Here is a 14,484-nt window from a genome sequence, read left to right as displayed (position 1 = left end):
CTGACCTGCTGGAACTCCTGAGCGGAGTGTCCGACGGACGATCCGGTCAAGGACGCGACCATCCGGCGGCGGTAGTTCTCGCCCTGGCCGCAGCGGCGACCGTGGCCGGCATGAAGGGATACCGCTCCATCGCCGACGTCCCCGCCGATGTGCTCGCCGACCTGTACATGCGCGCAGGAGCGTCCCCGGCCCCGCCACCGGGCAAGACCACCATCTGGCGGGTACTGACCGACACCGACGCCGCCACCCTGGATGCCGCCATCGGTACCTGGCTGACGACCATCCTGCTGACCCGCATGGACACCGAAACCGCAGGCGACGCGGTACTCGGACTCAATCCATGATCTTGGAACGGTCGTGCCCGGCATCCTCACCGCAGAATCCGCAGAATGCCTTCCTAGCACTCTCTACGGCAGCGTTGAACATTACAGGCGTGGCGCGATAAGGTCATAAAGAATTTCCACCTCGACTTTTACTCTGGCGAGAAATTCAGGTAAGGCATCAACGTGCACGACATGAACGAACACTCGCTTCGATAAGGACTCGTCTGCGCTTTGGACTAATACACCCCTACTGATTTGCTCCACCACAATTTCACCACCTCCCACAGGAAGATAGGAACACATAAGAGGTGAGTCGATTACGACTATAGGAACGTATAACACATTATGCCCGTGTCGCCCAATCTCCTTGGCTGTCGAGAGGGCGGCACTTATCACGCCATGGACGGCATGAAACGCAGCATCCTGATTATCGGTATGTGCTTTGATCAAGTTGAATCCAACTAGACCAGGAGCGGAAAACAGGGTCATTTCCTGTACGCGCTTCTCACGGGACAACTTTTGCATTGCCCGGTGAACGCCTGGAGTGACCGGAACGGAAGCAACGAACCCGGCTCTAGTTAGCATCGATCGCGACGTACAGAACAAGACCCATGGCTTATCTTTAGTGTGCTTACACTCAAAAAAACTAAATGCACAGCAAACTGCGCCGGCCCAACGCAGTCAAAGTATCCCACCAGGTCTATCTCGCGGGTTTTTGCGGTGATGGGGTCCGTGTAGACACGACCGTGATCCCACGCGGCACCCGAAGCCCGTAACATTTCAGCTACTTGCATCTCCAAGGGGTAACCCTGATCTTGTAGCCACGATCGGACGCGCTGTTCAAGTGTCATGACCGCATCCTGCCTCTGGCGCGACCTAAAGTCTAGGCAATACTTGCTCGGCTACGAGCAACGGAGGGCCGCACGCCTAGGGCAATCCTGAAGGACGATCCGGCATTCTGCGGATTTTGCGGAATTCTGCGACAGGTCACCCCTCGCCGTGGAAGAGCAGATCCAACGCGTGCGCCCTGTCCTTGATGACTCGCATCCTCGCTGTCCGCTCAGTCGGTTCGACGTGAGATGCATGGCTGGTCATCTGGCCCGACCACTTCCTGTAGAGAAGACCTGGGTCCGCCGAGAAGTAGCCATCCGTGACCGTGTTCGCGGCGATCAGTAGGCCAGTGTCTTCCGATGCCGGCAGCGCCATCCACCCACCAAGGGCAAGCAACAGATCTCGCCGAATGCAAAGTGTGGCGGGATGGACCTGTGCGCGGTAGTCGTGGGCAAGCCAGTGGTCGAGTACCGCCCCGCGCTTGATCGGCCCCTCAGGGGGGTCCAAATCAAATCCGACTGTGGAGCCGTCCGGGAGTAGATCAAGGACTCGTGACGTGGTCCATCCAATGTGCTCGTTCTCTGCAAGCACCCCGATGTCACGCCTGGCGACAGGGCTCCCGATGGCGTGGAGGCGGAAGGAGTCCACTCTAACCTGGTACGCCTTCACGCTGGCCTACGTGGACGCGAAATGGCCGTATTCCTCACCGAACCATCGTCGCGGCATCGCCGAAGCGCTCACGGACGCCACGGAAGCCCTTCTCACCGGGACCTCTGGAGCCCCGAGGAAGGAGGAGATCCGGCGCGCGCTGCGCAGTTGGGCGTTCAGTTCGCGGACCCGCGACAGGGCAGAACCTCCGGATGACCTGCGCTCCGTCGTGCAGTGGCTTGAGCGCAATACGGTTCCCCTCACCGACCTTTCCGGCGACCGCGGTCCGGCACTGATTCGCGGGGTTCTCGACAGGATCAGCAAGACCCAGCAGGACAAACCGGCCGCCGGCAACACGGCCAACCGGAAACGCATGGTGCTCAACAACGCGATGGAGTACGCCTGCGAGATCCGCGCCCTGCCCTCGAATCCACTCAAGGCCGTGAAGTGGACCAAGCCGAAGACGCTCGCCACGGTAGACCGGCGCGTCGTGGTGAATGCCGAGCAGGCACGGCGTCTGCTGCTGGCCGTCCGCATGCAGGGCAAAAGAGGGGCTCGCATGGAAGCCTTCTTCGGCTGCATGTACTACGCCGCCCTCCGTCCGGAAGAGGTCGTAGACCTACGTCGCGACCACCTGGTCAGCCTCCCCGACGAAGGATGGGGAGAGATGCTCCTGACGAACGCTGAGCCCCGTTCCGGCACCCAGTGGGCCGACAGCGGCAGGCCCCGCGAGCGCCGTGAACTCAAGCACCGGGCACGTGGGGAAACGCGGCCTGTGCCAATCCATCCCGAGCTGGTGACCTTGCATCGCAACCACCTCAAGGAGTTTGGCACCGCACTGGACGGACGGATCTTCGTCGGCCCCCGCGGCGGCGCCATGACAGACAGGGCGTACCTCAAGGTGTTCCACGCGGCCCGAGCCAGAGCGTTCAACGAGCGAGAAGCCGCCTCACCGCTGGTGAGCGTGCCCTACGCGCTTCGCCATGCCGCTGTATCCACATGGCTAAACGCCGGCGTCCCGGCGACCCAAGTCGCCGAATGGGCGGGCCACAGTGTGGATGTGCTCTTGCGGGTCTACGCCAAGTGCATCGACGGGCAGGATGCCGACGCCAAACGCCGGATCTTCGACGCCACCAACCCGGACGCCAAAGCGCCCCAGGACGCCCCCGAGACTTCGGCACGTATTCGGCACGATCACCCGTAGAGAACCACCGACGACCGGACACAGCCGGACATCACGAAAGAGCCCCTCACCGGCGTTTCCGCTGGTCAGGGGCTCCTTTTCCTGCTGGTGGCAGGTCCAGGGTTCGAACCTGGGTAGGCTGAGCCGACGGTTTTACAGACCGCTCCCTTTGGCCGCTCGGGCAACCTGCCTTGTCTTCCGCTCTCGCGGCGACAGGTAGAAGAATAGCGGACTTCGGGCGTGGACGTGACACCGGTTTGTCCCGGCCCCAGACCGTACGGCCCGGGGCGTCAGGCTCGCGAGATGATGGACAAATGATCAGATGGGCTGACAAGGAAGATCTCGCCGGGCTGGTCCAGGTTGAGCTCGCGGCCGACCGGACGTTCGTCCCCTTGGGCATCGTCTTCCCTCCCGGCACGACCATGATCGAGGAGTGCGACGACCCGGGACGGGTGATTGTCGCGGGCCGGCCGCCGGTGGGGTTCGCCCTCCTCGGCCAGGTGGACGGCTCGACGCATCTCGACCAGCTCGCCGTAGATCCGGATCATCAGGGCCAGGGCGTCGGGACGCGGCTGATCGAGGCCGTCTGCGACGCGGCCGCGGCCATGAGTGACGGGATCACTCTCACGACATTCCGTGATGTGCCGTGGAACGCCCCGTGGTACGCCCGGCGCGGCTTCGAGGTGCTGCCGCCGGAGAGCTGGGGACCCGAGCTGCGGGCCCTGGTGGAGCACGAGCGGGCGCTCGGCCTGGAGATCGCCCCCCGTGTCGTCATGCGCAAGGTCCTCTGATCCTGTGGCCCGCCAGGGTACGAGCGACGCCGGCAGCGGCTTGCGGATCGGCCCCTGACGCGCCACACATGATCGCTTGTCTCTCAGTGCTCCGAGCTTCCACGGCTCGGGGCACTACGTATTTCCGGGAGCGGATCTCCGCGGCGTCGGCCGACGCAGGCCCAAGCGGCGCACCCGGCCTTCTCGACCGCACTCCGGCATCCCGAGCGCGACAGCGCCGCCTACCGGCCCGTACGAGATCACCAGTGAACCGAGCAGTCGGGTAATGCTGCCGATATTCCGGACATGGAGTTGGGGACTGATGATCCAAGTAAGGAGGCCGGATGGGATCGGATCCCCACGGCCGGTTCGTGCAGATATACGAACATGCCTACCGCCCGATCCTCGGGTACGTCCTGCGCCGATGTGCGGACCCCGACGACGCGGCCGACGTGGTGGCCGAGACCTTCGCCACCGCGTGGCGGCGCATCGACGAGACCCCGTCGGGGGACGAGGCACGGCTCTGGCTGTACGGCGTGGCCCGCAGGACCCTCGCCAACCACCGGCGCGGCGAGCGACGGCACGAGCAGCGCACCGCCGCGCTGCGGGAGCAGCTCGCCGTCTCTCCGACGCTGGCCGGCCCGCCGCCGGGCGAGTACACGCAGCTCGGCCAGGCCTTCAGGATGCTGAGCGACGACGACAGGGAGCTGCTGTCGCTGGTCGCCTGGGAGAAGCTCGACACCAAGCAGATGGCGCGCGCGCTCGGGATCACGCGCAACGCCGTACGCGTCCGCCTGCACCGCGCGCGCAAGCGGTTCGCCCGCGCCCTGGCCGATGCCGGAATCGACCTTCCGCTCGTGGAGAGGACCGCACTGTGAACCTGACCGATCTCGCCAGAGTGCACGACGACGACCTGGGCGGCGATCCGGCCGGGCAGGCGTCCGGAGCGGGGGCCCGGGCGCTGCTGGCCTCGATCATGTCCGAACCGCCGGGGCAAAAAGGCAGGCCGCGCGCGAAGCGACTGCGCGTGCCGGTGCCGTGGCTGGCGTCCGCGGTGGGCCTGGCCGCCGCCGCGACCCTGGTGGTCACCTTGGTGGCGGCGCCGGACGGGCAGATCCCGAACCTGTCGCAAACCACGGCTTCGCCGGAAATCCAGCCGTCGGCGCGCCAGATCCTGCTCGCCGCCGCGTCCGCCGCCATGAAGGCACCCTCGTCGGGCGCGTACTGGCGTACCGTCACGATCAGCGGCATGGATGCGACCTCGCCTGATCGCGGCTACATCATCAGACGACGCTTCTCGAAGGAGCAGTGGCTGGCGCGCCGGCCGGGAGGGCAGAGCTGGTGGATCGATCAGTACCTCGGCGCGAAGCCACTCACCGACGAGGACAAGGCCGCCTGGCGTAAGGCCGGCTCGCCTACCCGGTGGAAGTATCCGCTCGACATGACCGGACTTGAAGGGGTCAACTCCTCTGAGACGGTACGAGCCGCCGCGGAGGAGAAGGTGGCCACGCGGTTGCGCGGCAAGTGGAAGGGCTCGGCCGGAACGTTGTCGAAGGTGTCCATCACCTGGGACGAGATCCGCCGCATACCCAGCGGCGAGCGAGAGCTGCGCGCCTATCTCGAACAGCGCATCACCGCCCGTGCCAAGGGTGACTACGGAAGCGACCCCGAATGGCGGCGGTCGGCCCTGCAGGGGAGCTGTATGGAGATCGTCTTCGGCCTGCCGGTCTCCTCCGCCGTCCGTGCCGCCGCCTACCGCATCCTGGCGACCATTCCCGGGATGACGGCCCTGGGCCGGGTGAAGGATCCGCTCGGCCGTACAGGCGAGGCTCTGGGCTACCGGGTGAACGGCGGAGAGGGAGAGGGGGGCAATCAGATCGTGGAGGTGATCGACCCCGAGACGGGCCTGCCGCTCTCGACGTCGTCGACGGGCACGATCGAACTCGCCGACGGGCGCACCGCGAAGGTCACCAGCTTCACCGCCTACCAGCAGATTGGCTGGACCGACGAGGAGCCGTCCCTGCCCGCCAAGCGCATGTGACGGCGGAGGGGCGAATACTGCCTGCACCCCAGTACCGGATGATGCTCGATAGGCTGATCCATACGTGAAGCTGTCACGGGTCGGTCCCGTGGAAAGCCGCGCGCATCGTGGTGACACCTCTGTGGGCGCCTCCCGACGATGAGCCGGACCAACAGTGAGAGAGGCTTGTGCTTTGGCAGATTCGTCATTCGACGTGGTCAGCAAGATCGACCGCCAGGAGGTGGACAACGCGCTGAACCAGACGGTCAAGGAGATCGGGCACCGGTTCGACTTCAAGGGCACCGGGGCGAGCATCTCCTGGTCCGGCCAGGACAATATCGAGGTCAAGGCGAACAGCGAGGAGCGCGCGAACGCCGTTCTCGACGTGTTCAGGGACAAGATCGTCAAGCGCGGCCTTTCCCTCAAGGTCCTGGACGCGGGTGAGCCGAAGCTGTCCGGCAAGGAGTATCGCCTGATGATCGCCCTCAAGGAGGGCATCGACCAGGAGAACGCCAAGAAGATCTCCAAGCTCATCCGGGACGAGGGCCCGAAGGGCATCAAGGCGCAGATCCAGGGTGACGAGCTCCGGGTCACCTCGAAGAAGAAGGACGATCTCCAGGAGGTCATCGCCCTGCTCAAGGGCAAGGACCTCGACATCGCCCTGCAGTTCACGAACTACCGTTGACCGAGCGGTGATCCGGACGGGTCACCGCTCCCCTATCGCGGTGCTCCGTCCGGGTCGCCGGTCCGGCCCCGGCGTCCCCACGCTCCGGTTTCCGTTGCCTCTGCGGCTGTCGCTACCGCCAGGGCTCAATTGGCGTTGATTCGGGACCAAGCGCTCAGCCCCGCCACGTCCCGCCAAATCACCAAGATTGGCATAATCTCGCTGGAGGACTCCACCGCAGGGCACATCGAGGGCACGTGAGACCACGAGAACGGCGAGAACCACGGCCACCGGCGACCGCGCTCACGGCTCGCCGCGCACGAATGGCGGCGGTGTGGCGATGACCGCCCTGTCGGAGCAGGTCCGGGCGGCGATCGCCGGAAACGTCCGGCACGCCCGCCGCACGCGAGGGCTCAGCATCCGCGATCTGGCCGACCGGTGCGGGTTCAGCAAGGCTCTGCTGTCGCAGATCGAACGCGGCGTGGCCAACCCCACGATAGAGGTCCTCTCCGGCATCGCCGAGGCGCTGGATCTCTCATTCGCCGACATCACCAGGACCCCGCTGTACGAGCCGCAGGTGATGCGACGGACGGCGGCCGACGCGGCGGCGCGCACGCTGCTGAGTTCGATGGATCGGCGCCGCTTCGAGATCTACGAGTCCCTGCTGCCGCCCGAGCACACCCATGAAAGCGCGCCGCACGGCCGGGGATCGGAGGAGTTCGTCTACGTGGTCTCCGGCGCGGTGACCCTGGAGATCGCGACCTGGACGGTCCGGCTGCGCGCCGGAGACGCGGTCCGGTTCTCGTCGGAGGCCGAGCACAGCTACCAGACCGGGGCGCGGGCCGCCCGCCTGTTGACCCTGGTCTCCATGCCCGCCGACTGATCCGCCGCCGAGCCTCGTCGAACCGCGCACAAGCGATCTCCCGCACCCTGTAAGTGACGCCGATCCAATGAGCCACGCCCGGTGCCGAAGCCCCACCACCGCCGATCCCGCGGGCCGAGCGGCCAGGGCCCAGCTAGCGGGCCCGGCCAGGCCGTGACAGCTACTGGCCGGGCACGGCCTCAGGCCGCGCGCAGCACAACCATGCTGCGATAGCTCGGCGTGCCGTACCAGGCCAGCCGGTCCAGCGTCGCGGAGGGCAGCGGCAGGTCCAGGGCGTCGAGGTAGGTCTCGCCCAGGTCCGCGTCCGTCCACGGGTCGTTGGCGTAGAAGATGTCGCCGTCCACGCTGTGCACGGTGATCCAGTGCGGCGAGGGCTCGGCGTGCATGCCGAGCTGCTCGATCAGCACCAGGGCGATGGCGCCGTCGGCCAGCACGGCGCGCAGCCGGTCGAGATCGAACGCCGTCGTCTCGACCGCGATCCCGCGCTCCGCCAGGTCCGCGCGGAAGCCCGACTGGATGAACCCCCGCAGGTCGCGCTCCTCGTCCGTGGTGCACAGCTCCAGCAGGGTGGGCTGGTCGGTCGAGAGCAGCACCTCGGGCACCGCGCCCCGGTCCGCCGCCGCGAGGGCCAGCCCGAGCGGGTCGCAGCCGGCCACGGTCGTGGCCTGGCGCCACATGCGCATCTCCTCGCCCCGGTCCGGCTGATCCTGCAGCCCCAGCCCGCACAGTGCGAGCTGCAGCGCCACCGGCCCGCAGGTGAAGTCCGTGGTCTGCCGCATGTACGGCAACGCCCGGTCGGGAGCCGCCCCCCGCCATCGCACCTGTCCGTACCCGGTGTCCGCGGGGTCGGTGGTGACCGGCGCCGCCCATGTCGGAACCGGTACCTCTCGATAGCCGCGTTCCAGGGATCGTCGCCACGCGGATTTCCCGGCGGCGGCGGATGTCCCGGCCGTGTTCACAGCAGGGTCCTTCACAGCCGGGTCCGCGGGGTCTCCAGCTCGATGGCCGGCGGAGTCGTCGTGGTCGTTGGCGGCGAACCACCGCTTGACGGCGACCGCGCCCTCGCGCCAGGCCCGCTCCTCGATCGTCTCGACCAGGAGGTCGGCGACGCGCTCGTCCGGGGCCCACACGTCGACGATCTTCCGATAGTCGGTCAACGGCCGGTGCACCTCGAAGGCCGCCCCGACCAGCACGCCGTTGGCGCGCGCCGTGACCAGGGTGCGTACCTGGATGCCTCCGGCGAGCCGCCAGCGGCGCAGCGTCTCCTCGGGCACGTGGTCGAGCAGGCCCTCGGCGACCTGCCCCACGTCCCCGTGCACGGGCAGAACGGCGATGTCGAGCCCATCGACGGCCAACCCGGCGGCTCCGGTATCGCCCTGCCGGGGATCGCCCGAGTGAGTACCGGTATGGGGTGGGTGGACAACACGTTCAGACATGTACGCGCAACCTCTTCAGTCCGCTTGGTCCGCCGCCGGGATCGAGGCCAGCAGCCGTTGGGTGTATTCGTGTGCCGGAGCGCCCAGCACGGAGTCGACGGGTCCGCTCTCCACCACACGCCCGTGGTGCATCACGTAGACGCGATCGGCGATCTGCCGGGCCACCGCCAGGTCGTGGGTGATGAACAGCAGGGTCAGCCCGAGCCTGCGCCGCAGGTCGGCGAGCAGGTTCAGGACCTGCGCCTGGACCGACACGTCGAGCGCGGAGACCGACTCGTCGCAGACGAGCAGGTCGGCGCGGGGCGCGAGGGCGCGGGCGATGGCGACCCGCTGGCGTTCGCCGCCCGACAGCGCCCGCGGCCTGCGCCGGGCGTACGCCGCCGGAAGCCCCACGAGCTCCAGCAGCTCGCTCACTTCGGACTTCGGCCGGCCCGCGGCCCGCAACGCCTCGGCCAGCGAGGTACCGATGGTGAGCCCGGGGTTGAGCGCGGAGTACGGGTCCTGGAAGACGATCTGCACCCGCCTGGCGCCGGTGGCGCTGCCGTGGAAGGTGATGCGCCCGGCGTCCGCCTGCTCCAGGCCGACGACGCACCGGGCGAGGGTGGTCTTGCCCGACCCCGACTCCCCGACCACCGCGACCGCCTCTCCGGCGGCGATCTCCAGATCGACCCCGTCCAGCGCCGGTACGGCGGAGCCGGGGAAGCGCTTGGCCGCCCCTTCCACGCTGAGCAGCAACGGCGACGCCGTCGCCGCGTCCCCGTCCCGCGTCTCCCCGGGCCCGGTCACCCGCGGGTCGGGCGCGTCGGCGGGCGCGGGCGGGACGGCCGTTCCGGCGCGCAGGCAGGCGGCCCGATGATCGTCGGCCACCTCGACCAGCGACGGCTCGGCGGTACGGCAGGCGTCGGTCACGAACGCGCACCGCTCCGCGAAGGCGCACTCCGCGCCGACCGACCACGGCCGGGGGACCGAGCCCGGGATCGTCGGCAGCACCGCGAGGCGATGGGTGAGCGGCGGGTCGCAGGCCGCGAGCCGGGCGGTGTACGGGTGCGCGGGCGCGTCGAGCACACGCGCGGTCGGCCCTTCCTCGATCAGCCGCCCCGCGTACATCACCATGACGCGGTCCGCCCGGCTGCGGGCGAGGCGCAGGTCATGGGTGATCAGGATCAGCCCCATGTCGCGTTCGCGCTGGAGGCGGGCGATCAGCTCCAGGACCTCGTGCTGCGTGGTGACGTCGAGTGCCGTGGTCGGCTCGTCGGCGATCAGCAGGTCCGGGTCGGCGGCCAGCCCGGCGGCGATCGCCACCCGCTGGCGCATCCCGCCGGAGAGCTGGAACGGGTACTTGCCGGCGACTTCGGCGGGCAGCCCGACCTCGGCCAGCAGCCGCGCGACGCGCTCGCCCCGGCCCGCCCCGGAGATCGCCCAGCCGATCTGCTCGCCGCAGCGATGCACGGGGGACAGCGAGGTGAAGGGGTCCTGGAGCAGCAGCGCGATGCGCGACCCGCGCACCTCGCGCCACGCACCCCCGGGAACGGCCAAATCGATCTCCAGGCCGGCCGGCCCTCGCTCCGGATCGGCACGTCCGGGGTCGCGGGCAGGGAGGTCCATCCTCCCGCTGGCGCGTACCCCCTCGGGCAGCAGTCCGGTCAGCGCCTTGACCGTCATCGACTTGCCGGACCCGGACTCCCCCACGATCGCGACCGTCTCGCCCGGCGCCACGGTGAGATCGAGCCCGGCGACGACGGCGCCGGCGGCCGACGTCACGCGCAGATCGCGTACGGCAAGCAACGGAGCACGTCCCGTCGCCATCGATGTCGTCATCGGGCCACCACCCGTCGGTCCAGCAGGTCGGAGAGCCAGTCGCCGAGCAGGTTGACCGCCGTGGCGGTCAGGATGATCAGCACGCCGGGGACGACGGCGGCCAGCGGGTTGTCCCCGAGGAGCTGCCTGCCGTCCGCGAGCTGCCGCCCCCAGTCGGGCGCTCCCGGCGGGACGCCGAGGCCCAGGTACGACAGCGAGGACAGCGCGACCAGCGCGAACGCGACGTTCAGCAGCAGGTTCGCCACGACGATCGGCACGATGTTGGGCGCGATGTGCCGGAACATGATCCGCGACGGGCGGATGCCGAGCACCCGGGCCGACTCGATGTACGGCCGTGGGGCCTGCTCGATGACCGCGCCGCGTACCAGCCGCACGTCCGACGGCGAGAACAGCACGATCAGCACGGCGACGGTGACCCAGTAGCCCCGGCCGACCAGTCCGGCGACGACGATGGCCAGCAGCACCGCGGGCAGCGCGAGCAGCAGGTCGGCGTAGCGACCGGCCAGCATGTCGACGACGCCGCCCCGGTAGCCGGCGTACGTGCCGAGGAAGAACCCGATGAGCATCGACCCGGCCGCGACCACCAGCGGGCCGACCAGGGCGGACCGCGCGCCGGCCAGCGAGAGCTGGAGGATGTCGCGCCCGAGCTGGTCGGTCCCGAACAGGTGGCCCTCGACGCCGCCGCCGACCACGCCGAGATAGATGTCCTGTTCCAGCGCGTTCGGCGCGATGATCTCCTGCGCGATGGCGCAGATCGCGACGAAGGCCAGCAGCGCGGCGGACAGGATCGCGACGACCGGGATGCGCCTCCGTCCGGCGTTCGACGTCCGGCTCATCGTCCCACCGCCCCGGCCCGCACCGATGAATCCCGCGTCATCGCCGCACCGTCCGGGCCCGTACGCGCGGATCGATGATCAGGTACGACAGGTCCACCAGGAACGCGGCCACGGAGACCACGAGGGCGACGGCGAGCGTCAGCGCCTGCACCACGGGAATGTCCTTGAACAGCACCGACTCCTCCATGAGCGACCCGAGACCGGGCAGGGCGAAGGTGACCTCGATGAGCACGGTGCCGCCGAACAGGTAGGCGACCATCAGGCCCAGGCTGGTGACGATCGGGATCGCCGCGTTGCGCAGGACGATGCGCAGCGTGGCGGCCTCCGGCAGCCCGCGCCCCCGGGCGAAGGTCACGTAGTCCTGGTCGAGTTCGCGGATGACGGCGGCGCGGGTCAGCTTGACGACGAAGGCCCCGAGCCCCAGGGCCAGCGCCACGGCGGGCAGCGCGAGGTGCCAGAGGGCGTCGAAGAATCCCTCGCCGGTCCCGTAGATCGGGAACCAGCCCAGGCCGAGCGCGAAGACGTACAGCAGCAGGAGGCCGACCGCGAACCCGGGCGCGCTGACCCCGATGACGGAGGCGGTGACCAGGACGCGGTCGAGCCAGCGGCCGCGGCGGACGGCGGTGAGGACGCCCGCCGGGATGCCGACGAGGACCGACAGCAGGAACGCCAGCCCGGCGGTGGCCGCGGTGATCCCGGTCTTCTCCAGCATCAGCGGTCCGATCGGCCGTCCGGTGCGGATGGAGGTGCCGAAGTCGCCGGTGACGGCGTGGGTCAGCCACCTCCAGTACTGCTGCAGGAACGGCTCGTCCAGGTGGTGCCGGGCGCGGATCTCGGCCAGGGCCTCCGGGGTGACGTTGCGGGTTCCGAGCAGGTTGCGGGCGACGTCCCCGGGGGCGAGGTACAGCAGCGCGAACACCAGCAGGGAGAGGGCGAGCAGCAGCAGCACCGTCGCCCCGGCCCTGCGCAGCACGAAGGCCGGCACCGGGCCGGTCACCAGCCGCTTCACGGTCTTCTCACCGGCCCGTCCATCCGCCCGCCCATCCGTCCGTACGCCGATCCGGAGTCATGCCGGTCACTTGGCCGCGTAGAGGTGGTCCGGCCAGTTGGCCAGCAGCGTGTAGGAGGTGTAGTCCCGCACGCCGACGGCGCTGCTCAGGGCGATCGCCGACTGCCCCCACCACAGCGGCAGGTACGCCAGATCCGCCGCCTGGGCGCTCTGCGCCTCGACCAGCAGGGCGGCGCGCCGGGCCGGGTCCGACTCGGCGCCCGACTTGGCCATGGTGGCCGCGATGCCGTCGTTCGCGTACTTCGCCGGGTTGCCCTCGCCGAGGAACCAGCTCGCGAGCTCGGCCGGGTCGCCGGTCGTGTTGAAGTACCACATGAAGCTCAGCGGCGGGAAGGTGTTCAGCTCGGCGAGCCACTGCTCGATCGGCAGCTCCTTGACGTCGAGCGTGATGCCGATCTTCTTCAGGTCCGCGGCGAAGGCGAGCGCGGCGGTGCCGAGGTGCGGGCCGGTGTTGGGGTACGACAGCGACACGGTGAAGCCGTTCGGCACCGACGACTGGGCGAGTTCCTTCTTCGCCTGCTCCAGGTCGTAGGCGTACTGCGGGATCGCGGCCAGCTCCTTCGTCGCCTGCTCGGGCGTCCACAGGCCGCCGAACTGCTCCGGAGTGGACAGCGCGGTCGCGACCTGGCCGCGGCCGCGCAGGATCTTCTGCACGATCGCGTCGCGGTTGATCGCGTGGGCGACGGCCTTGCGCACGTGGACGTCGTCGAACGGCTTGGCCGTCACGTTGAAGGTGAGCCCCGCGTACGAGCGGTCGGCCGCGTACACGACGCGGGTGCCGGGGGCGGCCTCCCACTGCCGTGCCTGGGCGAGCGGCACGTTGAGCGACATGTCGGCCTTGTTCGCCTGCCACGCCAGCAGCCGGGTGTTGTCGTCGGCGATGAACTCGAAGCGGATCTTGGCGACCTTGGGCCGGGGACCGTGCCAGGTGTCCACGCGGGTGAGCTCGACGTGCGAGTCCGGGGCGAACTCCGTCACCTTGTACGGCCCGGAGCCGACCAGCGAGGACTGCGCGGTGCCGATCTGGTTCTTCGCCTTCTCCCAGGCGGCCTTGGGCGCGACCCACAGCGCGTCGACATTGGACGGGATCCAGCCGAACGCCTCGTCGGCGGTCTTGCTGGTCAGCGTGATCTCGTTAGCGCCCGACTTGGTGGCCTTGTCGAGGTTGGCCCAGTAGCTCGCCGTGCTCGGCGACGCCTTCGCGTCCCTGGCCATCTCGATCGAGTGGAGGATGTCGTCGGCGGTGACGGGGCTGCCGTCGTGGAACTTCGCGTCGTCGCAGATCGTGTAGACGTACGTCGTCGGCGACGTGCGCTCGACCTTGGAGGCGAGCGCGGGGACGATCGCGCCGGAGGTGTCGACGCCGACCAGACCCTCCATGCAGATCCCGGCGACGTAGTAGTTCAGGATGCCGGACTCCTGGCCGGGATAGAGGTTCGACAGCGACCCGGGCAGCGCGACCCGGAGCAGCTCGATCTCCTTGCCGGTGTCCGTGCCCGTGGCGGCGCTCCCGCCCGATCCGGGCGTCCCGGACTCGCGCGCCGGCGCCGCTCCGCACGCCTCAAGCAGCGCGGCCGCGGACAGGATGGTCACACCGGTGACGGCCGCCTTGAGCAGCCCGCGACGGCTGAACGCGCCGCGCTCGTCGATACCCGCCATGCCACACCTTTCCCGGCATCAGGTCGTGCCTGACAAATCAAGCCCTGCTGCGCGCTGCCCAGACGGCGCCTCGCTGCGTTGTCGTCGTCGGCCGTAGGCTCCGCTACGGCCTCCTCCTCCGCCTTGCGATGCATCCATCTGGATCCGCGCTCGCTACGGGCAGCATTTGTCAGACACTCTCTAACGATCTGTCTACTCAAACGCCCCAAATGGCTAGATGCAGTAAACACCATCCATATGCGAATCTTCCACCGCTTTTCCTACTTGAACAGTAGGGAAAGCGGTGACCTTCGACACACCGTGGCCGATTCGTAACGCAACCTTTCGCCCACCCTCCGCATCTA

13 protein-coding genes and 1 tRNA gene are annotated in these 14,484 nt (G+C 68.6%); 7 read left to right on the top strand and 7 right to left on the bottom strand.

Translation table 11 applies throughout. The features are described 5' to 3' along the window. Positions 1–5: 5 nt before the first annotated feature. Complete coding sequence (locus tag ACQP1V_RS04890) at positions 6–344, top strand: transposase family protein (RefSeq protein WP_433425757.1); 339 nt, start codon at positions 6–8, stop codon at positions 342–344. A 966-nt stretch (positions 345–1,310) separates the two neighbouring features. Here the strand turns inward: ACQP1V_RS04890 and ACQP1V_RS04885 are convergent. Next, on the bottom strand, positions 1,311–1,823 hold the full coding sequence (locus ACQP1V_RS04885; protein WP_433419207.1) for a hypothetical protein: 513 nt from the start codon (positions 1,821–1,823) through the stop codon (positions 1,311–1,313). Between the two features lie 10 nt (positions 1,824–1,833). Between ACQP1V_RS04885 and ACQP1V_RS04880 the strand changes: the two genes are divergently transcribed. Then, positions 1,834–3,006 carry a tyrosine-type recombinase/integrase gene (locus ACQP1V_RS04880; protein WP_433419204.1) on the top strand — a complete coding sequence of 391 codons (1,173 nt, stop codon included), beginning with the start codon at positions 1,834–1,836 and terminating at the stop codon, positions 3,004–3,006. Between the two features lie 85 nt (positions 3,007–3,091). On the opposite strand, the gene ACQP1V_RS04875 is transcribed toward ACQP1V_RS04880, so the two are convergent. Beyond that, a tRNA-Tyr gene (locus tag ACQP1V_RS04875) sits at positions 3,092–3,176 on the bottom strand. Between the two features lie 123 nt (positions 3,177–3,299). On the opposite strand from ACQP1V_RS04875, the gene ACQP1V_RS04870 reads away from it, so the two are divergent. The 5 genes from ACQP1V_RS04870 to ACQP1V_RS04850 all read left to right on the top strand — a co-directional run bounded on the left by ACQP1V_RS04870 (position 3,300) and on the right by ACQP1V_RS04850 (position 7,322). Beyond that, positions 3,300–3,776 carry a GNAT family N-acetyltransferase gene (locus ACQP1V_RS04870; RefSeq protein WP_433419201.1) on the top strand — a complete coding sequence of 159 codons (477 nt, stop codon included), beginning with the start codon at positions 3,300–3,302 and terminating at the stop codon, positions 3,774–3,776. Between the two features lie 323 nt (positions 3,777–4,099). Then, a complete protein-coding gene (locus tag ACQP1V_RS04865) occupies positions 4,100–4,633 on the top strand; it encodes an RNA polymerase sigma factor (protein WP_433419198.1) in 534 nt (177 codons plus the stop codon). Beyond that, a complete protein-coding gene (locus ACQP1V_RS04860; protein ID WP_433419195.1) occupies positions 4,630–5,796 on the top strand; it encodes a CU044_5270 family protein in 1,167 nt (388 codons plus the stop codon). Before ACQP1V_RS04865 ends, ACQP1V_RS04860 begins: the two co-directional genes overlap by 4 nt. 172 nt (positions 5,797–5,968) lie before the next feature. Further along, complete coding sequence (locus tag ACQP1V_RS04855) at positions 5,969–6,460, top strand: YajQ family cyclic di-GMP-binding protein (protein WP_387412148.1); 492 nt, start codon at positions 5,969–5,971, stop codon at positions 6,458–6,460. Between the two features lie 319 nt (positions 6,461–6,779). Further along, the gene (locus ACQP1V_RS04850) at positions 6,780–7,322 is read left to right on the top strand and encodes a helix-turn-helix domain-containing protein (RefSeq protein WP_433419193.1); all 543 of its coding nucleotides are present in this window, start codon (positions 6,780–6,782) and stop codon (positions 7,320–7,322) included. Between the two features lie 179 nt (positions 7,323–7,501). Here ACQP1V_RS04850 and ACQP1V_RS04845 read toward each other — a convergent pair whose 3' ends face one another. The 5 genes from ACQP1V_RS04845 to ACQP1V_RS04825 all read right to left on the bottom strand — a co-directional run bounded on the left by ACQP1V_RS04845 (position 7,502) and on the right by ACQP1V_RS04825 (position 14,140). Continuing rightward, positions 7,502–8,677: a peptidase C39 family protein gene (locus ACQP1V_RS04845; RefSeq protein ID WP_433419190.1), complete on the bottom strand. Its 1,176-nt coding sequence runs from the start codon at positions 8,675–8,677 to the stop codon at positions 7,502–7,504. 96 nt (positions 8,678–8,773) lie between these two features. After that, positions 8,774–10,576: a dipeptide ABC transporter ATP-binding protein gene (locus tag ACQP1V_RS04840; RefSeq protein ID WP_433419187.1), complete on the bottom strand. Its 1,803-nt coding sequence runs from the start codon at positions 10,574–10,576 to the stop codon at positions 8,774–8,776. Then, complete coding sequence (locus tag ACQP1V_RS04835; RefSeq protein ID WP_433419184.1) at positions 10,573–11,412, bottom strand: ABC transporter permease; 840 nt, start codon at positions 11,410–11,412, stop codon at positions 10,573–10,575. Before ACQP1V_RS04835 ends, ACQP1V_RS04840 begins: the two co-directional genes overlap by 4 nt. 37 nt (positions 11,413–11,449) lie before the next feature. Continuing rightward, positions 11,450–12,421 carry an ABC transporter permease gene (locus ACQP1V_RS04830; RefSeq protein WP_433419182.1) on the bottom strand — a complete coding sequence of 324 codons (972 nt, stop codon included), beginning with the start codon at positions 12,419–12,421 and terminating at the stop codon, positions 11,450–11,452. A 66-nt stretch (positions 12,422–12,487) separates the two neighbouring features. Beyond that, positions 12,488–14,140, bottom strand: a complete 1,653-nt coding sequence (locus ACQP1V_RS04825; protein WP_433419180.1) for an ABC transporter substrate-binding protein — start codon at positions 14,138–14,140, stop codon at positions 12,488–12,490. Positions 14,141–14,484 lie beyond the last annotated feature (344 nt).

The organism is Microtetraspora malaysiensis, from assembly GCF_050947145.1.
GTDB lineage: Bacteria > Actinomycetota > Actinomycetes > Streptosporangiales > Streptosporangiaceae > Microtetraspora_A > Microtetraspora_A malaysiensis.
The sequence above is the reverse complement of the archived record's forward strand: the minus strand, read 5'-3'. Positions and strand labels throughout refer to the sequence as shown.

Coding starts and splice junctions, on each gene's coding strand:
- ACQP1V_RS04865 (WP_433419198.1), top strand. CDS start 4,100: ATGGGATCGGATCCCCACGGCCGGTTCGTGCAGATATACGAACATGCC.
- ACQP1V_RS04850 (WP_433419193.1), top strand. CDS start 6,780: ATGACCGCCCTGTCGGAGCAGGTCCGGGCGGCGATCGCCGGAAACGTC.
- ACQP1V_RS04825 (WP_433419180.1), bottom strand. CDS start 14,140: ATGGCGGGTATCGACGAGCGCGGCGCGTTCAGCCGTCGCGGGCTGCTC.
- ACQP1V_RS04840 (WP_433419187.1), bottom strand. CDS start 10,576: ATGACGACATCGATGGCGACGGGACGTGCTCCGTTGCTTGCCGTACGC.
- ACQP1V_RS04835 (WP_433419184.1), bottom strand. CDS start 11,412: ATGAGCCGGACGTCGAACGCCGGACGGAGGCGCATCCCGGTCGTCGCG.
- ACQP1V_RS04870 (WP_433419201.1), top strand. CDS start 3,300: ATGATCAGATGGGCTGACAAGGAAGATCTCGCCGGGCTGGTCCAGGTT.